This window comes from Aeromicrobium sp. 636 (assembly GCF_024433585.1).
Taxonomy (GTDB): domain Bacteria; phylum Actinomycetota; class Actinomycetes; order Propionibacteriales; family Nocardioidaceae; genus Aeromicrobium; species Aeromicrobium senzhongii.
In genome coordinates, this window is sequence record NZ_WNJU01000002.1 from 637,376 (window position 1) to 658,511 (window position 21,136).

23 protein-coding genes are annotated in these 21,136 nt (G+C 71.9%); 18 read left to right on the forward strand and 5 right to left on the reverse strand.

Annotated elements, in window-relative coordinates; genetic code table 11:
- Positions 1–3: 3 nt before the first annotated feature.
- Both GL325_RS09745 and GL325_RS09750 read right to left on the reverse strand, forming a co-directional pair.
- Positions 4–351, reverse strand: coding sequence for a helix-turn-helix transcriptional regulator (locus GL325_RS09745; protein WP_154596884.1), 348 nt, complete (start codon positions 349–351; stop codon positions 4–6).
- Positions 352–402: 51 nt separating this feature from the next.
- Positions 403–1,449, reverse strand: a complete 1,047-nt coding sequence (locus GL325_RS09750; RefSeq protein WP_187769412.1) for an ornithine cyclodeaminase — start codon at positions 1,447–1,449, stop codon at positions 403–405.
- 164 nt (positions 1,450–1,613) lie between these two features.
- Here GL325_RS09750 and GL325_RS09755 point away from each other — a divergent pair, with 164 nt between their 5' ends.
- Entirely contained in the window at positions 1,614–2,282 is a 669-nt protein-coding gene (locus tag GL325_RS09755; RefSeq protein ID WP_187769413.1) for a TetR/AcrR family transcriptional regulator, read from the forward strand.
- A gap of 236 nt (positions 2,283–2,518) precedes the next feature.
- Here the strand turns inward: GL325_RS09755 and GL325_RS09760 are convergent, their stop codons facing one another.
- Complete coding sequence (locus GL325_RS09760; RefSeq protein WP_187769414.1) at positions 2,519–3,721, reverse strand: MFS transporter; 1,203 nt, start codon at positions 3,719–3,721, stop codon at positions 2,519–2,521.
- 43 nt (positions 3,722–3,764) lie between these two features.
- Here GL325_RS09760 and GL325_RS09765 point away from each other — a divergent pair, with 43 nt between their 5' ends.
- From GL325_RS09765 to GL325_RS09835, 15 genes are all read left to right on the forward strand, one after another.
- Positions 3,765–4,397 carry a trimeric intracellular cation channel family protein gene (locus tag GL325_RS09765; protein WP_187411456.1) on the forward strand — a complete coding sequence of 211 codons (633 nt, stop codon included), beginning with the start codon at positions 3,765–3,767 and terminating at the stop codon, positions 4,395–4,397.
- The gene (locus GL325_RS09770) at positions 4,394–6,208 is read left to right on the forward strand and encodes an ABC transporter ATP-binding protein (protein ID WP_187769415.1); all 1,815 of its coding nucleotides are present in this window, start codon (positions 4,394–4,396) and stop codon (positions 6,206–6,208) included. The genes GL325_RS09765 and GL325_RS09770 overlap by 4 nt, the downstream gene beginning before the upstream one ends.
- Before the next feature lie 174 nt (positions 6,209–6,382).
- Entirely contained in the window at positions 6,383–7,057 is a 675-nt protein-coding gene (locus GL325_RS09775) for an energy-coupling factor ABC transporter permease (RefSeq protein WP_187769416.1), read from the forward strand.
- Positions 7,054–7,320: a PDGLE domain-containing protein gene (locus tag GL325_RS09780; protein WP_187769417.1), complete on the forward strand. Its 267-nt coding sequence runs from the start codon at positions 7,054–7,056 to the stop codon at positions 7,318–7,320. Before GL325_RS09775 ends, GL325_RS09780 begins: the two co-directional genes overlap by 4 nt.
- A 102-nt stretch (positions 7,321–7,422) precedes the next feature.
- Complete coding sequence (urtA, locus tag GL325_RS09785; protein WP_255955948.1) at positions 7,423–8,661, forward strand: urea ABC transporter substrate-binding protein; 1,239 nt, start codon at positions 7,423–7,425, stop codon at positions 8,659–8,661.
- Between the two features lie 73 nt (positions 8,662–8,734).
- Positions 8,735–9,616: an urea ABC transporter permease subunit UrtB gene (gene urtB / locus GL325_RS09790; RefSeq protein ID WP_187411455.1), complete on the forward strand. Its 882-nt coding sequence runs from the start codon at positions 8,735–8,737 to the stop codon at positions 9,614–9,616.
- 11 nt (positions 9,617–9,627) lie between these two features.
- Positions 9,628–10,710 (forward strand): urea ABC transporter permease subunit UrtC, encoded by a 1,083-nt coding sequence (gene urtC / locus GL325_RS09795; RefSeq protein WP_255955950.1) that lies wholly within the window; start codon positions 9,628–9,630, stop codon positions 10,708–10,710.
- The gene (urtD, locus tag GL325_RS09800; protein WP_187769419.1) at positions 10,707–11,510 is read left to right on the forward strand and encodes an urea ABC transporter ATP-binding protein UrtD; all 804 of its coding nucleotides are present in this window, start codon (positions 10,707–10,709) and stop codon (positions 11,508–11,510) included. The genes urtC and urtD overlap by 4 nt, the downstream gene beginning before the upstream one ends.
- Positions 11,507–12,202 (forward strand): urea ABC transporter ATP-binding subunit UrtE, encoded by a 696-nt coding sequence (urtE, locus tag GL325_RS09805; RefSeq protein ID WP_187411453.1) that lies wholly within the window; start codon positions 11,507–11,509, stop codon positions 12,200–12,202. Before urtD ends, urtE begins: the two co-directional genes overlap by 4 nt.
- Position 12,203: 1 nt before the next feature.
- Positions 12,204–12,506 (forward strand): urease subunit gamma, encoded by a 303-nt coding sequence (locus GL325_RS09810; RefSeq protein WP_187411452.1) that lies wholly within the window; start codon positions 12,204–12,206, stop codon positions 12,504–12,506.
- Between the two features lie 19 nt (positions 12,507–12,525).
- A complete protein-coding gene (gene ureB / locus GL325_RS09815; RefSeq protein ID WP_308209239.1) occupies positions 12,526–12,849 on the forward strand; it encodes an urease subunit beta in 324 nt (107 codons plus the stop codon).
- Positions 12,846–14,546 carry an urease subunit alpha gene (locus tag GL325_RS09820; protein WP_187769421.1) on the forward strand — a complete coding sequence of 567 codons (1,701 nt, stop codon included), beginning with the start codon at positions 12,846–12,848 and terminating at the stop codon, positions 14,544–14,546. Before ureB ends, GL325_RS09820 begins: the two co-directional genes overlap by 4 nt.
- A 5-nt stretch (positions 14,547–14,551) precedes the next feature.
- Positions 14,552–15,211, forward strand: a complete 660-nt coding sequence (locus tag GL325_RS09825; protein WP_187769422.1) for an urease accessory protein UreF — start codon at positions 14,552–14,554, stop codon at positions 15,209–15,211.
- Between the two features lie 7 nt (positions 15,212–15,218).
- Complete coding sequence (ureG, locus tag GL325_RS09830) at positions 15,219–15,941, forward strand: urease accessory protein UreG (protein ID WP_187769423.1); 723 nt, start codon at positions 15,219–15,221, stop codon at positions 15,939–15,941.
- Positions 15,919–16,713: an urease accessory protein UreD gene (locus GL325_RS09835; protein WP_187769424.1), complete on the forward strand. Its 795-nt coding sequence runs from the start codon at positions 15,919–15,921 to the stop codon at positions 16,711–16,713. The genes ureG and GL325_RS09835 overlap by 23 nt, the downstream gene beginning before the upstream one ends.
- On the opposite strand, the gene GL325_RS09840 is transcribed toward GL325_RS09835, so the two are convergent.
- Positions 16,650–17,735: a substrate-binding domain-containing protein gene (locus GL325_RS09840; protein WP_255955954.1), complete on the reverse strand. Its 1,086-nt coding sequence runs from the start codon at positions 17,733–17,735 to the stop codon at positions 16,650–16,652. The two genes, GL325_RS09835 and GL325_RS09840, sit on opposite strands and share 64 nt — an antisense overlap.
- Positions 17,736–17,895: 160 nt before the next feature.
- Between GL325_RS09840 and GL325_RS09845 the strand changes: the two genes are divergently transcribed.
- Positions 17,896–18,267, forward strand: coding sequence for a MarR family winged helix-turn-helix transcriptional regulator (locus tag GL325_RS09845; RefSeq protein ID WP_187769425.1), 372 nt, complete (start codon positions 17,896–17,898; stop codon positions 18,265–18,267).
- Positions 18,268–18,291: 24 nt separating this feature from the next.
- Here GL325_RS09845 and GL325_RS09850 read toward each other — a convergent pair whose 3' ends face one another.
- Positions 18,292–19,938 (reverse strand): alpha/beta fold hydrolase, encoded by a 1,647-nt coding sequence (locus GL325_RS09850; protein ID WP_187769426.1) that lies wholly within the window; start codon positions 19,936–19,938, stop codon positions 18,292–18,294.
- A gap of 168 nt (positions 19,939–20,106) precedes the next feature.
- Here GL325_RS09850 and GL325_RS09855 point away from each other — a divergent pair, with 168 nt between their 5' ends.
- Entirely contained in the window at positions 20,107–21,126 is a 1,020-nt protein-coding gene (locus GL325_RS09855) for a zinc-binding dehydrogenase (protein ID WP_187769427.1), read from the forward strand.
- Positions 21,127–21,136: the final 10 nt, after the last annotated feature.

The following is a 21,136-nucleotide window of genomic DNA, read 5'->3' on the forward strand; positions in this document are numbered from 1 at the left end:
CTTTCAGGAGGGGTCTTCGGCCAGGAGGGCGTCGAGTCGCTCGACGCGCGAGCGCCAGAGGAGCTCGAGGTCGTCGAGCAGGCGCTGGGCCCGGGCGATCGTGTCGGGATTGCCGCGAACCAGACGTTCTCGGCCCTGCGGATGCTTGGTCACGAGACCAGCTCCTTCCAGGACCGCGACGTGCTTCTGCACGGCGGCGAACGACATGTCGTAGGACTCGGCCAGCCGCGAGACGGAGGCCTCGCCGACCAGCGTGCGTCGGACGATGTCGCGTCGGGTGGCGTCGGCGAGAGCGTGGAAGATCCGGTCGATCTCGTCGTCGGTCAGCTCGGTGTCTGTATCTACAACCATTTGGTTGCACGTTAGCCCCGCCGGTGCCCGGGGTCAACCCCCGGGCGGGGATCAGCTCGCGGGGGAGAGGGCGATGCCCGCCTCGGCGACGAGACCGAACAGGTCCTTGGGGTCGGCCGGATCGGCGATCAGGTCCAGCCACGAGACCAGGTCGGTGCCGGCGACCGCCCGGTGGGCGAACGTCAGGGCGGCGAAGTCCTCGACGGCGAACCCGACCGAGTCGAACACCGTGACGCGCGAGGCGTCGCGGCGCCCCGCTGCCTCGCCGCCGACCACCTGCCAGAGCTCGGTCACGGGGAAGTCGGGCGCGACGGCCTGGATCTCACCCTCGACGCGGGTCTGCGGCTCGTACTCGACGAACACGTCGGCCCGGTGCAGGATCGTCGGGTCGAGCTCGGTCTTGCCGGGGCAGTCCCCGCCGATCGCGTTGATGTGGACCCCGGGGGCCACCATGTCGTCGGTCAGCACGGCGGCACGCTGCTTGTCGGCCGTGCAGGTCGTGATCACGTCGGCGCCCCGGACGGCGTCCGCGGCGCTCGAGGCCACGTGCACCGTGAAGCCGAGCGGCTCGACGTTGCGCACGAACTTGGCCATGGCCGCCGCGTCGACGTCCCAGATCCGCAGGCTCCGGACACCCAGGGCCGCGCGGAAGCCGAGCGCCTGGAACTCCGCCTGGGACCCGGTGCCGATCATCGCCATGACGGCGGCATCGGGGCGCGCGAGGTGCCGCGCGGCCATCGCCGAGGTCGCCGCCGTGCGCAGGGCCGTCAGCAGCGTCATCTCGGCGACGAAGGTGGGGTAGCCCGAGGCGACCTGTGCCAGGACGCCGAAGGCCGTGACGGTCTGCATCCCGCGGGCGGGGTTCGAGGGGTGGCCGTTGACGTACTTGAACCCGTAGGACTCGCCGTCGCTCGTGGGCATCAGCTCGATCACGCCGTCGCGGGAGTGCGAGGCCACGCGCGGCGTCTTGTCGAAGACCGGCCAGCGCCGGAAGTCGCTCTCGACGGCATCGGTCAGGGCGGCGATGATCGTCTCGGCGCCGTCGCGGCGGATCCATCGGGCGGTGCCGGCGACGTCGAGGAAGGGGACGAGGCTCATGGCGCCCACGCTACGCAGCGAACCCGGTGGCAACAACGAACATTCCTTGCGGCTTCAGCGGTGGAACCTTGCGCCATCGCTGCTCGAGGACAACGAATCGTTGCTCGTATGAGGCTGGTGGGAAAGCGGGGACGACGGAGGTCGGCCGCCGCTACCCTGTCCCGGTGCCCGCCGAGACGTTGAGCCTGCTGCCCGACCGGGCCGGCCTGCCGCGGGGCCGGGCGGCCCTGTCGGAGGCCGAGGTGGGCGCCGCCCACCGGGCCCGCATCATGCAGGCCGTCACCGACGAGGTCGCCGAGGTCGGCTACGCCCGTACGACCGTCGCCGGCATCACGGCGCGGGCGCGGATCTCGCGCACGACGTTCTACCAGTGGTTCGCCGGCAAGGAGGAGTCGTTCGCCGCGGCACACGAGGCGATCAGCGAGCAGCTCGTGCAGGTCATCCGGGAGCGAGCCGCGACGACGCCGGACTCTGCGTGGCAGGACCGCATCGCCTTGGGTGTCCAGGCACTGGCCCACAGTCTCGAGGCCCGCCCGACGTTCGCCCGCAGCTATCTGGTCGAGGTCCACGGGGCCGGCGAGCGGCTGGGGCAGCAGCGCGACCGGGTCGTCGACCGCCATGCCCGCAGCCTGGCCCGGGTCGCCGGGCTCGCCGCGGCCGCCGGTGCCTCCGTGCGGATCCCCACGGAGTGGGAGGTCGTCGGCGCGATCGGCGCGACGGAGGAGCTCTTCGCCCGCCAGATCCGCCGCACACCCCCGCGCCGCCGGCTCCGCCTGGCCGGCCTCGTGGACCCGGTCGTGACGATCCACACGGCGGTCCTGCGCCCCCTGTGAGAAGACCCGCGATTCGCGCTGGAATCGCAGGTGACACCGACTTCTGACGAAATCCGCGGAAACGCGACGCACTGCTGTGCCGCGCGTGTAGTTTTGTCCTGGCGCCTCGAGCTCACACCACTCGAGCCAGCCGGGAGGGAAACGCTCGGTCCCCCAGCCGAGCCGTGTCTGTCAGTGAGTCCGTGCCCCCGCCACACCCCCCGATCGCGGGGGCACGGCACTGTCCGCCCCCTGGTTCACTCGGTCGTGAGGTGCGGCCCGGCCGTGCGCGGCAGGGACCATGCCACGGCCAGTCCCGGGACGGCCCACAGCGCCATCACCACGAGAGCGGCGACGGGGTCGGCGATCGCGACCTGCACGGTCAGGACCACGAACACGGCGCCGAGGTTTCCCGCGAGCAGCAACAGTCCCGTCACCGTGCCGGCGAGCGTCGGGCCGGCATGCCGCTCGGACCAGTCGAGCACCACGGGCAGGGTGCCCATCAACAGGAATCCCAACAGGGCGAGCGCGCCGTACACGAGCCACACGGGCTGCGTGGCCGCCAGCGTGAGCATGACCGCGGCCAGGGCTGCCGTGGCCAGGACGGCCACGGCCCGCCGGGCGTCCCGCGCGGCCGCGAGGCTGGGAAGGATCGCCGCTCCGGCCACGCCGGCCAGTGTCATCGTGGCGATGGCCGGACCCGCGAGCCCCGGATGCCCGAGGTCGACGAGGATCGCGTCGAGCCACGTCGCCACCCCGTTGTAGATGCCGAAGCCGAGGAACAGCAGCGCCGCCAGCTTCCACATCAGGGGGTCGGAGCGCAGCCGGCCGAGCCGGACCGGGCCCAGCGCGTCGGTCGGGTGCGAAGCCAGTCGTAGGCTCGCCAGCACGGCGGCCGCTGCCACCGTGGCCAGGGCGGCGTGGGCGACGAGCAGGCCACGGAAGCCGCCGACGTCCACGAGCCACGACGACGTCAGCACCGCGACGAGGATCCCGGCGTACTGGGAACCGGCGGCGACCGAGATGGCCAGCGTCTGCTCACGCGGCGGGAAGTGCCGCGCGGCGATCTTCGTCAGTGCGTTGAGCACCAGCGGCTGGCCGATCGACATCACCACCTGGCCGGCGAGGATCGTCGGGTAGGACGAGGGATCGACGGCGCGGACGATGGCGCCCGCCGCGGTGAACAGCGCTCCCGCCGCGAGCGCCCGCTCGTACGAGCGGTCCATCCAGCGCCCGGCCGGGATCGCGAGCAGCACGAAGGCCGCGGCGTTGACGACCGCGAGGTCGCCCACGGCCCCCTCGGACACCCCGAGGTGCTGAGCGCTCTGCGGGGTGATGGCAGCGAAGGTCAGCCACAGGGCCTGCGTGGTCAGGACCAGCAGGCTGAAGGCGGCCAGCGCCGGCCACCGGGCGGCGAGGACGCGGGCCTCGTGATCGGCGCGTCGCTGGATGCGGACCATGCTGCGCACGCTACTGCGCAGGTCGCCCCCTACCGTGGAACCCGTGAACGATGACCTCTTCCGCGTCGCCGAGGTGATCGGCACCGTGGCCTTCGCGGTCTCGGGCGGGTACGCGGCGGTGCGAGCGGGGATGGACTGGCTCGGAGTCGGCGTGCTCGCGGTCGTGGTCGCGGTGGGCGGTGGCACCCTGCGTGATCTCCTGCTGGGGATCCATCCGATCTGGTGGGTGCGCGAGCCCGATCTGCTGATCGTCGCGTGCGTGACGTCGGTGGTCGTCCTGGTGGTCGCCACCGTGCACCCCCAGTCGAAGCTCGACACACGGCGCACCGTCCTCTACGCCGACGCCATCGGACTGGCGGCGTTCACCGTCACGGGCACGTCGATCGCCCTCGCCCATGACGTCCGGCCGTGGATCGCCGTGATGTTCGGTGTCATCACGGGTGCCGGTGGCGGCGTGATCCGTGACGTCCTGGTGCGGCGCAAGCCCTTGGTGCTCGTCGGCGAGATCTACGCCCTGGCCTCGATCGCCGGGGGTGTGGCCTACACCGTGCTGCGCGAGACCGAGGTGCCCAGCGGTTTCGCCGCGGCGACCGCCGTCGCCCTGGTGCTGCTCATCCGGGTGGCCGCGATCCGCTGGCACTGGCGGCTGCCCCGGTTCGAGGAGCCCGAGGGATGACGGCGGGACGGGAGGCGGCGCGGGTGGAGCGCGCGCCGCTGGAGGAGCTGTGGCGCCGGTACGGCCGCTATCGGCCCCGACTGGTGCTGGCCGTGGTGCTCTCGGTCGTCAACAAGATCGCCGACGTCGTCCCCGAGCTGCTCATCGGCGCTGCCGTCGACGTCGTGGTCCGGGGAGAGGGGTCCTTCGTCGCCGAGGTGCTCGGCGTCGAGTCGCGGTTCGCGCAACTGGGCTGGCTGGCTGCGATCAACGCCGGGGTGTGGGTGGTCGAGTCGGCGTCGCAGTACTTCGCGGCCGTCACGTGGCGCGGGCTGGCCCAGGCCGTCGAGCACGACCTGCGGGTCGAGGCGTACGACCACGCCCAGCGTCTCGACGTCCACTGGCACGAGGCGCGCCCCCAGGGTGCGACGCTGGCCACCGTCAACGACGACGTGAACCAGCTCGAGCGGTTCCTCGACATCGGGGCGCCGGCTCTGCTGCAGACCGCACTGAACATCGTGCTCGTCGGTGCCGTCTTCGCGGTGGCGTCCTGGGAGCTGCTCCTGCTGGCGTTCCTGCCCATCCCGCTGATCGTCTTCGGCTCGCTGTGGTTCCAGCGCCGGCTCGAGCCGCTCTATGCGGCCGTGCGCGAGCGCGTCTCCGAGCTGTCCGCCCTGATCGGCGCGAACCTGGGCGGGATCACGACGATCAAGGCGTTCACCGCCGAGGACCGCGAGCGCGATCGCGTCGAGGCGGCGTCCGCCGCGTACCGCGAGGCCAACGTCGCCGCGATCGCGTCGTCGGCCGCGTTCGTGCCGCTCGTGCGTCTGGCGATCCTCGTCGGGTTCACCTGCACCCTGCTGTTCGGCGGATGGGCGACGCTGAACGGCGAGCTCGAGGTCGGGCTGTACTCGGTCCTCGTGTTCATGACCCAGCGCCTGCTGTGGCCGCTGACCGAGATCGCCGAGATGCTCGACCTCTACCAGCGCGGCCGCGCCTCGACCGCGCGGATCCTGGCCCTGCTCGACGAGCCGATCGACGTGCCCGCTGGCACGGTGGCGCTGCCGACGCCGGTGACGGGCCGGCTCGAACTGTCGGGCGTGCGTGCCGGCTATGCCGACGGCCCGGACGTGCTGCACGGGATCGACCTCGTGGTCCCGGCCGGCCAGACCCACGCGATCGTCGGTCCGACCGGCGCGGGCAAGTCGTCGTTGCTGCGTCTCATGCTGCGCTTCGACGATCCTCGCGCCGGCGAGGTGCGCCTGGACGGGCGCGACCTGCGCGAGCTGGAGTGGGAGTCGCTGCGCGGGTCGATCGGCTACGTCTCGCAGGACGTCTTCCTGTTCGCCGGCACGATCGCCGAGAACATCGCCTACGGTCGCCCCGGGGCGAGTCGCGACGAGATCCGCCGTGCCGCGCAGCAGGCGGCCGCGGACGGATTCGTCGAGGCCCTGCCGCTGGGGTACGACACGTGGGTCGGCGAGCGTGGCGTGACGCTGTCCGGCGGGCAGCGTCAGCGGTTGGCGCTCGCCCGGGCGCTGCTGCGGGACCCTGCTGTGCTGATCCTCGACGAGGCCACCAGCGCGGTGGACAACGAGACCGAGGCGGCGATCCAGGTCTCGTTGCAGACCGCCACGCGCGACCGGACCGCGATCGTGGTGGCGCACCGGCTCTCGACCGTGCGTCACGCCCACCGCATCTGGGTGCTGGACGCCGGGCGCATCGTGGAGGCGGGCACGCACGACGAGCTGGTGAGCGCGGGCGGCGCCTACGCCGCTCTCTGGAACGTCCAGACCGGCGCCCTGGTCGTCCCCGCCGACCGAGATGTGTAGCGTTCCGTACCTTTTTCGCCCTCAGAACGTGCGTAGCGCTACAGATCTCGCCCGCCGCGGCGGGATCCTTCCAGATGAAACCTTGCTGTAACGCGGAGTGACCCTCGTCGAAAACCCGCGTGCCTAGCGTCGCCGGCATCGTCCTCGCTCGGGGGCGAGTGACCCGGAGGCGACATGCACGTACCCGACCACTTCCTCGATCCGCAGACCAGCATCGCCACGGCTGCCGTCGCCCTGACCGCCGTGGTCGTGGCGACCCGGCACGCACGGCGCGAGCTGCCGGACGACGATCGCGTGCCGATGGCCGGCCTCGTGGCGACGTTCGTCTTCGCCGCCCAGATGCTCAACTTCGCGGTCGGGGACGGGACCAGTGGACACCTGATGGGCGGGGTGCTGGCCGCCGTGCTCGTCGGTCCGGCGACCGCGGTGCTGTGCCTCACCGCGGTGCTCGTGGTCCAGGCGGTGTTCTTCGCCGACGGGGGAGTCACGGCGCTCGGCACGAACGTCACGCTCATGGCGGTCGTCGGCGTGCTCGTCGGCTGGGCGGTCTTCCGGGCGGCCACACGCCTCGCGCCGCCGCGTCCCGCGGCCGTTCCCCTGTCGGCCGCGCTGGCGGCCCTCGTCTCGGTCCCGGTGACCGCGCTGGTCTTCACCGGCCTGTTCGCCGCCGGCGGCACGGCCGCGGTCGACCTCGGCGCCGTGGCCGGCGCGATGGTCGGCTGGCACGCCCTGATCGGCATCGGCGAGGCCGCGATCACGCTGGCGGCGGTCACCGCCGTGATGTGGGCGCGTCCTGATCTCGTCTTCGGTGCCCGCCGGTACCTGGGCGCCCGGACGGTGTCCGCATGAGCTCGCGGCGGTTCCTGGTCGCGGCGCTCGCGCTGAGCCTGCTGCTGGCCGGAGTGGTCAGCGCGTACGCGTCGGGGCACCCCGACGGACTGGAGCACGTCGCCCGGACGCACGGCTTCGCCCACACCGCGGGCACCAGTGTGACGGCCGGATCGCCCCTGGCGGACTACCCCGGCGGCTGGGCGGGCATCGCCGGGTGCGTGCTCGTGTTCGTCCTCGTCGTGGGTGTGACGAGGGTCACGGGACGGTTTACACGCAGTTAATACCACGTGGAAGTAAGTGGCAATCTGCCCTGCCTAGCGTCGAGCCCACTCGGCGGCGCAGGGTGCGTGGCCGGGTCGACAGAGGCGAAAGGGAGTCCAGTGGTGAAAACACGCAAGCTCATCACGAGCACCGCGGCGGTCATGGCCGCAGCGCTTGTCCTGGCCGGATGCGGCACCAAGTCAGAGGACGGAGAGTCCGCCTCCTCGGCCGGCTGCGTCGACACCTCGGGGGACTCGGTGAAGCTCGGCTTCCTCAACTCCCTCTCGGGCACGATGGCCATCAGCGAGGTGACCGTCTCGAACTCGTTGAAGCTCGCGGCCGAGGAGATCAACGCCGACGGCGGCATCTTGGGCAAGCAGATCGAGATCGTCCAGGAGGACGGCGCCTCCGAGCCCGACATCTTCGCCGAGAAGGCCAAGAAGCTCATCCAGGACGACTGCGTCGCCGCGGTCTTCGGCGGGTGGACGTCGTCCTCGCGCAAGGCGATGCTGCCGGTCTTCGAGAGCCTGGACAATCTGCTGTTCTACCCCGTCCAGTACGAGGGCCTCGAGGCGTCCGACAACATCTTCTACACCGGTGCCACGACGAACCAGCAGATCCTGCCGGGCCTGGAGTACCTGAAGGACCAGAAGAAGATCAAGACGCTCTTCCTGGTCGGGTCGGACTACGTCTTCCCGCGTACGGCGAACGACGAGATCAAGCAGTGGGCCGCCGCCAACGACGTCGAGGTGCTCGGCGAGGAGTACCAGCCGCTCGGCGAGGCCGAGTGGGGTCCGGCGATCGACAAGATCACCAAGGCCAAGCCCGACGCCGTGTTCAACACGATCAACGGCGACTCGAACGTCGCGTTCTTCAAGGCCTACTTCGACAAGGGTCTGTCCAAGACGCCGGTCATCTCGGTCTCGATCGCCGAGGAGGAGGTCGCTGCGATGGGCGCCGACCTGCTCGAGGGCCAGCTGACGGCCTGGAACTACTACCAGACGCTCGACACCCCGGCCAACAAGACGTTCGTCGCGGCGTACAAGGGCAAGTACGGCAAGGACAAGCCGACCTCCGACCCCATGGAGGCCGCCTACACCTCCCTGTACCTCTACAAGGCGATGGTCGAGAAGGCCGAGTCGTTCGAGGTGGCCGACATCCAGGAGGCCGCCGACGGCGTCACCTTCGAGGCCCCTGAGGGAACCGTGACGGTCGACGGCGACAACCACCACATCACGAAGACCGGACGCATCGGCGAGGTCCAGCCGAACGGCCTGATCGACACGGTGTGGGAGTCCGACGGACCGATCGATCCGGATCCGTTCCTCGAGGGCTACGACTGGTACGAGAAGTCGTCCTGATCCCCGCGGTGGCCGCCGCGTCCCCGGCGCGGCGGCCACCGGCCCACCCTTCGGCGCGACCTCCAGGAGAGTGATGGACGTCTTCCTCACCCCGTTGTTCACGGGGATCTCGATCGGCTCGGTGCTGCTGCTCGCGGCGCTGGGACTGACCCTCACCTTCGGCCAGATGGGCGTCATCAACATGGCGCACGGGGAGTTCATCATGGCCGGTGCCTACACCGCCTTCCTGGTGCAGGTGATCGTGCCCGACGACCTGTCGCTGCTCGTGGCCCTGCCCGTCGGCTTCGTCGTCGGGGGCCTGATGGGCCTGCTGCTGGAGGCGACGGTCATCCGCTGGATGTACCACCGGCCGCTCGACACCTTGCTGGTCACCTTCGGCGTCGGACTGATCCTGCAGCAGCTGGCCCGCGACATCTTCGGTGCGCCGGCCAAGCAGGTCCGCTCGCCCGCATGGCTGTCCGGTCAGATCGACATCCTGGGCTATCAGTGGCCCGTGTCCCGCCTGTTCATCACGGTGCTGGCACTCGTCGCGGTGGGGGTGCTGACCGCCGCGCTCACGTACTCCTCGCTCGGCCGCTCGATCCGGGCCACGGTGCAGAACCGCGACCTGGCCGAGACCCTGGGCGTCTCGACCCGGCGCGCCGACCGCACCACGTTCTTCATCGGATCGGGGCTCGCGGGCATCGCCGGCGTCGTCCTGACGCTGGTCGGCTCGACCGGCCCCAACCTCGGCACGTCGTACATCATCGACGTCTTCCTGGTCGTGGTCGCGGGCGGCATCGGCCAGATCCGCGGCACGGTCATCGCCGCCTTCGGCCTGGGCATCGTGCAGTCGTTCCTGGTCCAGGCCACCAACGGCAGCGTCGCCAAGGCGCTGATCTTCGTCCTCATCTTCCTGTTCCTGCAGGTGCGACCCCAGGGCCTGTTCGCGGTCCGGACAAGGAGCCTGGTGTGAACCGACCCGGTGTGAATCGACTCAGCACCCCCGCGTGGCGCAACGCCGCCGGCATCGCCCTGATCGCCGTCCTGCTGTTCGCCGTCGCCCCGGCGGTCCTGAGCCCGTTCCGGCTCGACCTGCTGGCCAAGTACCTGTGCTGGGCGATCGTGGCGGTCGGCATCGGGTTGGCCTGGGGCCGCGGCGGGATGCTCGTCCTGGGCCAAGGCGTCTTCTTCGGGCTCGGCGCCTACGCGATGGCGTTCCACCTCAAGCTCGAGCAGGCCGGTCCCGACGGCGTGCCGGACTTCATGGGCCTGTACGCGGGCGGTCAGATGCCCGGCTGGTGGGAGCCGTTCCGCAGCGGTCCGTTCACGCTGTTCGTCGTCGCGGTCGTTCCGCCGCTGGTCGCCGCGATCATCGGGTACGCGGTGCTCAAGCGTCGGGTCAAGGGGGCGTACTTCGCGATCCTGTCCCAGGCGCTCGCGGCCGCCTTCGCGATCTTGCTGATCGGACAGATCAAGGTCACCGGCGGGTTCAACGGCCTCAACAACTTCACGACCTTCTTCGGCTACAACCTGTTCCTGCCCGAGAACCGGCTCATGCTGTTCCAGATCTGCTCGACGATCCTGGTGCTGTCGCTGGTGCTCATGGCGCTGCTCTACACGAGCCGCTTCGGCGAGCTGCTGATCGCCTCGCGCGACGCCGAGGAGCGGGTGCGGTTCCTGGGCACCGACCCGGCCAACGTCAAGCTCGTCGCCTTCGTCGTCGCCGCCTTCCTGGCCGGTCTCGGTGGCGCGATGTTCGTGCCCGTCGTGGGCATCGTCTCGCCCTCGAACGTCGACGCGGTCGCCTCGATCGGCCTCATCGCGGGGGCGGCGCTCGGCGGCCGGGCGGCGCTGTTCGGACCGGCCGTCGGCGCGGTGGCCGTCGGATTCGCCCAGAGCCGGCTTTCGGAGACGTTCCCCGGCGCCTGGTCCTACTTCCAAGGTGCCCTGTTCGTGTTCATCATCTTGCTGCTGCCCGGCGGACTGGCCTCCCTCACGCAGAAGATCGGCGGGCTCCGCCGACGCCGGTCCACGGCGCGACCGACCCAGGTGGAGGTGGCGGCATGAGCGCCGTCGATCAACTCGTCCTGTCCGGGCTCACGGTGGACTTCGACGGCTTCAAGGCCGTCGACGGCGTCGACCTGACCATGACGCAGGGGGTGCTCAACTTCCTCATCGGTCCCAACGGCGCCGGCAAGACGACCCTCGTCGACGCGGTCACGGGACTGGTCGACGGGACGGGCACCGCCACCTTCCGTGGCGCCGACCTGCTGACGATGAAGTCGCACAAGATCGTGCGGCACGGAGTGGGCCGCACCTTCCAGACCGCGACGGTGTTCGAGGAGCTCTCGGTCCTGCAGAACCTCGACATCGCCGGCGGCGTCCACCGCAAGGCCTGGCGCCTGGCCCTGCCGCGCCGTGGCGTGCCCGACTACGTCGCCTCGGCCCTGGACACGATCGGCCTGACCCACCTGGCCGACGCCCCCGCGGGCTACCTCGCGCACGGGCAGAAGCAGTGGCTCGAGATCGGCATGCTGCTCGTGCAGGACGCCAGCGTCATGCTGCTCGACGAGCCCGTCGCGGGCATGAGCGCCGAGGAGCGCGACGCGACCGGCGACCTGCTGCGCCGGATCGGCGCCGACCGCACGATCGTCGTCATCGAGCACGACATGGACTTCGTCCGCAACTACGCCGACCACGTCACCGTGATGCACGCGGGGAAGGTCCTGGCCGAGGGCACGGTCACCGAGGTCCAGGCCGACCCGAGGGTCCAGGAGGTCTACCTGGGGCATGCGGCGGCCGTGGCCACGCAGGAGGAGCTGGCGGTCGTGGGCCTGGCCGTCGAGGACGAGGAGGAGGCATCGTGAAGCTCGAGTTCCGGGACGTCAGTGTCGGGTACGGCCGCACCACGGTCGTCCACGACATCAGTCTCACCGTGCCGTCAGGTGGCGCCGCCAGCCTGATGGGGCACAACGGCGCCGGCAAGACCACGCTGCTGCGCGCGGCCGTGGGCCTGCTCGTGCCCCGCAGCGGTCGCGTGCTGCTCGACGACGAGGACGTCACGCGACTGCGGCCGAGCCAGCGGGTCAAGCGAGGGCTGGGCTACGTGCCGCAGGGCCAGCAGTGCTTCCCGCAGATGACCACCCGCGAGAACCTGCGGCTGGTCGCCGACGGCCGCGCGCGGGGGCCGGAGCTCGTCAAGGAGGTGCTGGACACGTTCCCGGCGTTGACCGGTCTGCTCGACCGGCGGGCAGGGCTGCTCTCGGGCGGTCAGCGCCAGCAGCTGGCGATCGCGCGGACCCTCGTCACCGAGCCGCGTCTGCTGATCCTCGACGAGCCGACCGAGGGCATCCAGCCCAACGTCGTCAACGAGATCGAGCAGGTCATCGCGCGGCTCGCCGACCGTGGGGACCTCACGGTCCTGCTGGTCGAGCAGCACGTCGGCTTCGCGCTGCGCGCGACGGACACCTATCACGTGATCGAGTCGGGCCGGATCACCTCCAGCGGGGACGGCGGCGCGCACGCCATCGACTCCGTCCGTGCGGCGATGGCGGTCTGACGTGCACCTGACCCCCGGCGACACCGAGAAGCTCCTGTTGTCCGTCGCCGGGATGGTGGCACGCGACCGGCTCGCGCGCGGCGTGCGGCTGAACCATCCCGAGACGGTCGCGCTGCTGACGACCTGGGTGATCGAGCGAGCCCGCGAAGGGGTGGGCGTGCCCGAGCTCATGGTCGCCGGCCGAGCCGTCCTCAGCCGCGACCAGGTCATGCCCGAGGTCGTCGACATGCTGTCCGACGTCCAGGTCGAGGCGACCTTCCCCGACGGGCGCAAGCTCGTCACCATCCACCAGCCGATCGCCTGAGGAGACGACAGTGGGTTCAGTGTCACGCGGCCCGGGGGCCGTCCGCGTCGCCGAGGGCACGCTCGAGATCAACGCCGACCGCTCGCCCGAGCAGCGGCTCACCCTGGTCGTCCTCAACACCGGCGACCGGCCGATCCAGATCGGCTCGCACATCCACCTGCCCGACGTGAACGTCGCCTTGGAGTTCGACCGCGAGGCCGCACGCGGATTCCGGCTCGACATCCCGGCCGGCACGTCGCGGCGCTTCGAGCCGGGTGCCTCGCGCGAGGTCGATCTCGTGACCCTGGGCGGGCGTCGCCACGTCCCCGGCATCCAGGTCCGAGCGGCGGTGCAGGACCGATGAGGCTCTCACGCACCGAGTACGCCGCCCTGTTCGGCCCGACGGCCGGCGACCAGGTGCGACTCGGCGACACGGATCTGTGGATCGAGATCGAGCAGGACCTGACCTTCGGTGGCGAGGAGGCCGTCTTCGGCGGCGGCAAGTCGATTCGCGAGTCCATGGCCCAGTCGACCGTGACGAGGGCCCAGGGCGCGCTCGACACCGTGATCACGAACGCGATCGTGCTCGACCACGCGGGCATCGTCCGCGCCGACGTGGGCATCCGCGACGGGCGGATCGTGGCACTGGGCCGGGCGGGCAACCCCGACATCGCCGACGGGGTGCACCCCGATCTGGTGATCGGTCCGTCGACGGACGTCATCTCGGGCGAGGGTCGGATCCTGACGGCCGGGGCGATCGACGTCCACGTGCACTTCCTCTCGCGGTCCCAGCTGCTCGAGGCCCTCTCGACCGGCATCACGACGGTCGGCGGCGGCGGCACCGGCCCGTCCGAGGGCTCGAAGGCCACGACCGTCACGCCGGGCGCGTGGCACCTGCGCACGATCCACCGGGCGCTCGACTCCCTGCCGTTGAACGTGCTGCTGATGGGCAAGGGCAACACGGTGTCGGCGGAGGCCCTGGCCGAGCAGGCGCTGGCCGGCGCCGGCAGCTACAAGGTCCACGAGGACTGGGGGGCCACGCCCGCGGCCATCGACGCCGCGCTGCGGGCCGCCGACGAGCACGGGCTGCAGGTGGCCCTGCACTCGGACTCGCTGAACGAGGCCGGCTACCTGGAGTCGACCGTCGGCGCGATCGCCGGGCGCTCGATCCACGCCTTCCACGCCGAGGGGGCGGGCGGTGGTCACGCGCCCGACATCCTGACGATCGCCTCCTTGCCGCACGTCATCCCGGGCTCGACCAACCCGACCCTGCCGCACACGGTCAACACGGTCGCGGAGCACCTCGACATGCTGATGGTCTGCCACCACCTCAACCCGCGGGTGCCCGAGGACCTGGCGTTCGCCGAGTCGCGCATCCGGGCGACCACGATCGCCGCAGAGGACCTGCTGCACGACCTCGGCGCCCTGTCGATCACGTCGTCGGACGCCCAGGCGATGGGCCGGATCGGCGAGGTCGTCACGCGCACGTGGCAGGTCGCCCACGTGATGAAGGACCGCTTCGGATCGCTCGGCGGCCCGGCCGACAACGTCCGGGCCAAGCGCTACGTCGCGAAGTACACGATCAACCCGGCCATCGCGCACGGTCTGGACGACGAGATCGGATCGGTCGAGCCGGGCAAGCTGGCCGACCTCGTGCTGTGGGACCCGCGGTTCTTCGGCTTCCGTCCCGAGGTCGTGCTGAAGTCCGGCGCACTGGTGTGGGGGTCGCTGGGCGATCCGAACGCCTCCATCCCGACGCCGCAGCCCCAGCTGATGCGACCGACGCTCGTCGATCCGGCCAGCGGGGGAGCGGACCACGCGGTCACGTTCGTCTCGCCCGCGGCGATCGATGCCGGCCTGGCCGACGAGCTGGGCCTGCGCCGCCGCCTGGTCGGTCTCAAGCCGACGCGCGACGTCGGGAAGGCCGACATGATCCACAACGACGCGCTTCCCGACATCCGCGTCGACCCCGAGACCTTCGCGATCCACGTCGACGGAGAGCTGGTCCAGCCCGCGCCTGCCGAGTCCCTGCCCCTGACCCAGCTCTACTCGCTGTTCTGAGCGCCATGACCTCACCCGATCTGATGCTCATGCTGCTGGCCGACGCGCGCCTGCCCACCGCCGGGCACACGCAGTCGGCCCAGCTCGAGCCCGCCGTCGAGTCCGGGCTGACGCCCGCGCAGGTGCCCGCCTTCATGGCGCTGCGGCTCGACACCGTCACCCGGGTCGAGGCGGCCACGGCCGTCGTGGCCCTGCACCACGTGCGGGCGGGACTGTCGCTGGACGCGGTCGAGGTGGCCTGGGCCGCGCGGACGCCGAGCGCGGCGATGCGTGCGACGTCGCGGTCCATGGGTCGCGCCCTGACGCGGTTGGTCTCGCGGCTGTGGCCCGCACACGCCACCCTCGCCTCGCTGCCGCGCGGGACCTCGCGCGCCGTGGTGCTGGGGGCCGCGGCCGACGCGGCCCGCCTCGACGCCCGGGCGCTGGCCCGACTCGTGGGTTACGACGACGTCCAGACGGTCGCGGCCGCCGCGCTCAAGCTGCTGCCGCTCGACCCGGCCGAGGTCGCCGCCTGGGTCCTGGCCGCCCTGCCCCGGGTCGACCGGCTCGCCGCCGACGTCGCCCCGCTGACCACCCCGGCCGGCATCCCGGCCGCCGGGGCACCACGGATCGAGGCGTGGGCCCAGGCCCACGCCGCCACCACCAGGAGGTTGTTCAGTGCCTGAAGCACCCATGAGCCCGTCGTCCCGATCCCTGCGCGTGGGGGTCTGCGGACCCGTCGGCACCGGCAAGAGCTCACTGATCGCCCTGGTCTGCTCGCGGCTGGCCGACCTGCTGCGGATCGGCGTCATCACGAACGACATCTACACCGACGAGGACGCGCGCTTCCTGCGCTCGGCCGGCGTGCTCGATCCCGAGCGGATCCGCGCCGTCGAGACGGGTGCCTGCCCGCACACCGCGATCCGTGACGACATCACGGCGAACCTGCTGGCCGTCGAGGAGATCGAGGAGGACTTCGCCCCCCTCGATCTCGTGCTGGTCGAGTCCGGAGGCGACAACCTGACCGCCACGTTCTCGCCGGCGCTCGTGGACACGCAGATCTTCCTGATCGACGTGGCCGGCGGTGGCGACGTCGCGCGCAAGGGCGGTCCCGGCATCACCCGCGCCGACCTGCTCGTCGTCAACAAGACCGATCTGGCTCCGTACGTCGGCGTCGACGCGAAGCAGATGGTCGCGGACGCCGGCGCCGTCCGGGAGGGACGCCCCGTGATCGCCCTGTCGCGCAGTGACGAGGAGGCCGTCGGCGCGCTGACGTCCTGGCTGCTCGAGCAGCTCGGCTCGCACCGGGCGGGGATGCTCGTCCCGGAGGACCCGGGACCGATGGCGGCCCACGTCCATGCCGACGGCACGGCGCACACCCACGACGGCGCCGATGACGACCACGTCCACGTGTGAGACGACGAGCCTGACCCGAATCGAGGTCCGCCGGCCCGCGTCCGGGGGCCGGTGCGAGGTGCTGCTGGCGTGCTCGGGATCGGCGGACCGACCGCTCGTGCGGCCGATGCTGCTGAGCTCCGACGAGGACGGCGCCCGCGTCTCCCTCGTGCCGGAGGGTGCGCTGCTGCTGGCCGGCGACGCCGTCCGGATCGAGGTGGCTGTGGGCCCGGGCGCCCACCTCGAGCTGGTCGAGCCCGCCGGAACCGTGGCCTACGCGATGGACGGCGGGTGCGCGCGCTGGGACGTCGACGTCGTGGTGGAGGCCGCGGCCGGCCTGGTGTGGGCCGGGGAGCCCTTCGTCGTCGCCGAGGGGGCCCGGGTCGCCCGCCGGACCAGGGTGCGGCTGGGCTGGGAGGCGCGGCTGGCCCTGCGGGAGGTGCTCGTGCTCGGACGCCACGGCGAGCGTCCAGGGGTGGTCGAGCAGGGCCTGGTCCTGCTCGGCGCCAGTGACGTCCCGGTGCTCGTCGAGTCGCTGCAGGTCGGTCCGGACTCGAGCCCGTTGTTGCTCGGTGCGCGCGTCATGGGGACGGTCACGGTGGTGGGCGAGCGGCTGCCCGCGACGACCGAGGGCACCCGGCTCGACCTCGAGGGACGCGGCACGATGGTGCGGCAGCTCGCCGACGCGGCCCATCTGGCCGTGCCGCACGAGGCATGGGCCCAGGCGCGTCAGCTCGTGCGGGCGATCTGCTCCTCGACCCGGAACTGCAGGCCGTCGGCCCTCGCGAGGTAGACGTCCTGGTCGAGCAGGTTCCCGTCCAGTCGCATGAGGCCGCGAGGCCCGTCGTAGAAGGTGCCCGACCCGAACGCTGCGATCGCGTCCATGCCCACACCACCGCACCGTCGGCCGAGGCGGCCCAGGAACCAGATCGCCTCGTAGCAGGACTCACCGACGGCGTTGAGCGCCGGCGCCCACGGCCCGAACCGGCGGTGGTAGTCCGCGGCCAGCGCGTGACTCTCGACGGTGTCGAGTCCGTCGAAGTACGCGGCGGCGGCATAGAGGTCGCGGTGGGCGTTGACGCCACCGCCGAGCAGCGTGTTCTCCTCGACCGCCGGACTCAGCCGGGCCAACCGGTCGTCGAGTCCGCGCCGCGCGAACTGGCGGTTGAAGTGCACGGCGTCCTGCCCCATCAGCAGCATGACGACACCGTCGGCCTCCGCGCCCCGGAGGGACTCGAGCACGCCGTCGAAGTCCCGGGTGCCCAACGGGACGTAGGTCTCGCTGACGACCTGCGACGCCGTGTCCCGCAGCGCGAGCCGCGCCGTCGCGCCGGTGACCCGGGGGAAGACGTAGTCGTTGCCGACGACGGCCCACCGCCGCACCCCCAGCTCCTCGCGCATCCAGTGGGCCGCCGGCAGCAGTTGGTTGATCGGCCGCTCGCCCAGCATGAAGACGCCGGGGGTGTCGTCGCGGCCCTCGTGCATCGCGGCGTAGGCGTAGACGACCCGGCCGCCGATGCGGCGCGTGATCGCCTGGCGCACGGCCGAGATGTGCCACCCCGCGACCGCATCGACCGCACCCGAGGTGACCAGTGCGTCCACCTCGGCGGCCACCACCTCGGGCTGCCGGCCGGCGTCGACGATCACCAGCTCGACCTCGCGCCCGGCGATCCCGTCGTGCGCGTTCAGTTGCTCCGTCGCGAGTTGGCCGCAGGCCAGGCACGACGGGCCGTAGATGCCGGTCGGACCCCGCAACGGCACCACGAAAGCGACACGCAAGCGCGGCTCGGGCACAGCGATGGCGGGGGCGACCACCTGCCCAGTCTGCGCTCCCGAGGCGGCGGTCACGAGGGGCCGACGGCAATCGTCACGCGGCCGTCACACGACTTCACGACGATGTAACCGGACGTGACACGAGGGTCGTTCCGGATGCTTTCAGACGGCAGTATCGTGAGCCGCAGGAGGGAGATCCACGATGCTGCACCACCCCACGGGCGCGACCCTGCGGCTCAAGCACGCCGAGGCGGCGCTGCGTCGCGCCGTGCACCCGGTGCTCTCCGAGCAGGCCGTCACCTTCGAGCAGTGGCAGGTGCTCGCCGCCCTGCGCGAGCAGCCCGGACTGCGGATGACCGACCTCGCCGAGCTGGCGGTCCTGCCGGCGGCCAGCCTGACCCGGCACGTCGACCACCTCGTGGAGCACGCCCTGGTGATCCGGCGCATCGACCCCGCCGACAAGCGGCGCGCGGTCGTGGCGCTCTCGGGTCTGGGCGAGCAGGTCGCCGCCCGCGTGCACGAGATCGAGGCCGCGGTGGCCGACGAGCTGAACGTGCCCGCGCCGCAGCCCTGAGCGGAGGCGGCCGACCCGGGTCGTTCAGCAGGTGGTCGTGGTGGGCTTCGAGGCGAACCGGTCGGCGGTCCAGTCGAGCAGCTCGTCGACGAACGGGCTGGTCGCCCTCAACAGGTCGCCGTGACCCCGCCCGGCGTAGGTCCGGTAGTCCAGCGACTGTCCGGCGGCACACCGGCCACGCACGTAGTCGTCCTGCAGGCGCAGCGTGACGACGCGGTCGCTCTCCCCCTGGGCGATCAGCAGGGGGGCCGTGATGGCACCGGTCGCGTCGTTCTCGCTCAACCGCCGGGCCAGCGCTCCCTCGTACAGGGAACCCGCGACGAAGCGATCGGCCATCACGCGGGCCTGGGTCAGTGAGACCTGCGCGGCCTTGGACCGCAGGCAGCGGCTCGCGATCCGGTCGATCGGCAGTCGGGCGCTGGCCCGGACGTGGTCACCCGTGTCGACGTCGTCGTAGGTGGCGTCGTATGCCGCCAGTGCGTAGGCGACGAAGATCGTGCCCACGGGCCGGCGCTGCAGGTCGCGCAGGAAGGTCGTCGGACTGCTGACCGGCGAGACGGCCACGACGCCGGACAGGCTGACGTCCGGTGCGTAGTCCGGCTGCGACATGGCGGTCCACAACGCCGCATGGCCACCTTGGGAGTGGCCCCAGACGACGGTGCGGCGACCCAGGTCCAGTTGGGGGATGCGCCGGGCCGCGCGCACGGCGTCCAGCACCGAGCGCGCCTCGCCCGAGCCGATCAGGTAGGGCTGGACCCCGCCGGTGCCCAACCCGGGATAGTCGGGCGCGACGACCGCCCAGCCCCGGTCGAGCGCGGCGTGCACGGCGGCGATCCCGCCGGCGCCCACGGTGTGGCGCGCGCGCAGGCTCGGGGCGCAGCGCGACTCGAGTCCCGTCGTGCCGTGCGCCCACGCGATGACCGGGGCGCGCCCCATCAGCTGGTCGCGCGGCACCGCGACGACCGCACTGGCGATCGTGTGCTCGTCGCCCGCGCGGGTCGTGCTGTAGAGGATGCGCCAGGCGCGGGCGCCGCTGGGCACGTCGGTGGTGAACGGCTCGGCACGCAGCAGCAGTCCGGGGGAGCGCGGTCCCTCGGCCGGCGCCGTGTAGAAGCGGCCGGGCTCCGGCGCCGTGGACGTGACGACGACGGTGTAGCCGCACAGCACGACCGCGGTGGTCAGGACGACCGTCGCCGTGACCGGACGGGGGAGGTCGGGCGCGAGGCCCGGGAACCCCACCAGCAGGAGGCGCACGCCCAGCAGCACGCCCACGATGAAGACCGAGATGTCCGGCCAGGCCAGGGCCAGCAGTCCCAGCAGGACGAGTCCGACACCCCCGGCGACGTCCCACCACGACCGGCGTCGATGGACGGCCAGCAGCCCTTCACCGATGAGGACGACCCCCAGTGCGACCACGAGGGCGCGGACTCCCCACACGGGGCGCACGGCCAGCACGATCGCGGCCGTCACCAGCAGGACGCCGATCAGCCGGTCGCGCGCGGTCCGCGCCGTGACCAGCTCGTGGACTCCGGCCACGGCCAGCGCGACCACGGTCACGATCAGCAGGGCGTCGACCGCACTGAGGGGACGGGCGATCGCGACGACGCCCGCCAGGGCCGCCACGGCGGCCAGCGCGGAGCCACCCGGGCGGGACGATCGGTCGAGGCGCATCGGATCCACCGTAGTCCGGCGTTCACCGGTGATCGGTCAGCTCGCCCCGCGGGTCGGGCCCGCGCGGCGGGACACCGGTCAGCGTTCGCGGCGCGCCTCGTCCGGGGTTTCCATGGAGGGAGGCGGTCGATGCGGCCGGATCGTCCCGAACCCCCGAGGAGAAGCGACATGCGGGCAGTGGTGATGCATCAGCCGGGCGACGTCCGGGTGGAGGAACGGGCCGATCCGCGGATCGAGGAGGCGACCGACGCGATCATCGCGGTGACCGCGACCTGCGTGTGCGGCAGCGACCTGTGGCCGTACCGCGGGGCCGAGCCCGTCCACGACCAGGTCATGGGCCACGAGTACGTCGGCGTCGTGGAGGCGGTCGGTCCGGACGTGAGAACGATCCGGGTCGGTGACTTCGTGGTCGGCTCGTTCTGGGCCTCGGACGGCACCTGCGAGATCTGCCGGTCCGGCTACGAGGCCTACTGCGTGCACCGGGTCCCGATGGGGGCGATCGGGACCCAGGCCGAGCGCGCGCGGATCCCGCTCGCGGACGGCACCCTCGTGGTCACGCCGGCGGTTCCCGAGGAGGACCTGCTGCCGTCGTTGCTGACGGCGTCCGACGTGCTGGGGACCGGCTGGTTCGCGGCCGTGGCCGCCGAGGCTGGTCCCGGCACCGTGGTCGCGGTCGTGGGCGACGGCGCCGTCGGGTTGATGGGGATCCTGGCGGCCCGCCGGCTCGGAGCCGAGCGGGTCATCGCCTGCAGCCGCCACGAGGACCGGCAGGCACTCGCGCGGGAGTTCGGTGCCACCGACATCGTGACCGAGCGCGGCGACGCGGCGGTGGCACGGATCAAGGACCTGACGGGCGGCTTGGGCGCGCACTCCACGATCGAGGCGGTGGGCACCCAGGAGGCGATGATGCAGGCCATCGGGTCGACGCGGCCCGGCGGGCACGTCGGCTTCGTGGGCGTCTCCCATGACGTCTCGATCCCCGGCGGTCCGCTCTTCATGGCCGGGGTCCACCTCCACGGCGGCCCGGCTCCGGTGCGCCGCTTCCTGCCCGAGCTGATCGACCTGATCTGGAACCGGGAGATCGATCCGGGTCGGGTCTTCGACCTGCAGGTCCCGCTCGAGGACGCCGCCGCGGGGTACCGGGCGATGGACGAGCGGCGCGCCGTCAAGGCGTTGCTCTGGCCGTGACCTGCACCCC

Bases quoted from the DNA above. Each gene is read 5' to 3' on its own strand.
- GL325_RS09745 (WP_154596884.1), bottom strand. From the start codon at position 351: ATGGTTGTAGATACAGACACCGAGCTGACCGACGACGAGATCGACCGG.
- GL325_RS09750 (WP_187769412.1), bottom strand. From the start codon at position 1,449: ATGAGCCTCGTCCCCTTCCTCGACGTCGCCGGCACCGCCCGATGGATC.
- GL325_RS09760 (WP_187769414.1), bottom strand. From the start codon at position 3,721: ATGGTCCGCATCCAGCGACGCGCCGATCACGAGGCCCGCGTCCTCGCC.
- GL325_RS09770 (WP_187769415.1), top strand. From the start codon at position 4,394: ATGACGGCGGGACGGGAGGCGGCGCGGGTGGAGCGCGCGCCGCTGGAG.
- GL325_RS09775 (WP_187769416.1), top strand. From the start codon at position 6,383: ATGCACGTACCCGACCACTTCCTCGATCCGCAGACCAGCATCGCCACG.
- GL325_RS09780 (WP_187769417.1), top strand. From the start codon at position 7,054: ATGAGCTCGCGGCGGTTCCTGGTCGCGGCGCTCGCGCTGAGCCTGCTG.
- urtB (WP_187411455.1), top strand. From the start codon at position 8,735: ATGGACGTCTTCCTCACCCCGTTGTTCACGGGGATCTCGATCGGCTCG.
- urtD (WP_187769419.1), top strand. From the start codon at position 10,707: ATGAGCGCCGTCGATCAACTCGTCCTGTCCGGGCTCACGGTGGACTTC.
- GL325_RS09820 (WP_187769421.1), top strand. From the start codon at position 12,846: ATGAGGCTCTCACGCACCGAGTACGCCGCCCTGTTCGGCCCGACGGCC.
- GL325_RS09825 (WP_187769422.1), top strand. From the start codon at position 14,552: ATGACCTCACCCGATCTGATGCTCATGCTGCTGGCCGACGCGCGCCTG.
- ureG (WP_187769423.1), top strand. From the start codon at position 15,219: ATGAGCCCGTCGTCCCGATCCCTGCGCGTGGGGGTCTGCGGACCCGTC.
- GL325_RS09835 (WP_187769424.1), top strand. From the start codon at position 15,919: ATGACGACCACGTCCACGTGTGAGACGACGAGCCTGACCCGAATCGAG.
- GL325_RS09845 (WP_187769425.1), top strand. From the start codon at position 17,896: ATGCTGCACCACCCCACGGGCGCGACCCTGCGGCTCAAGCACGCCGAG.
- GL325_RS09850 (WP_187769426.1), bottom strand. From the start codon at position 19,938: ATGCGCCTCGACCGATCGTCCCGCCCGGGTGGCTCCGCGCTGGCCGCC.
- GL325_RS09855 (WP_187769427.1), top strand. From the start codon at position 20,107: ATGCGGGCAGTGGTGATGCATCAGCCGGGCGACGTCCGGGTGGAGGAA.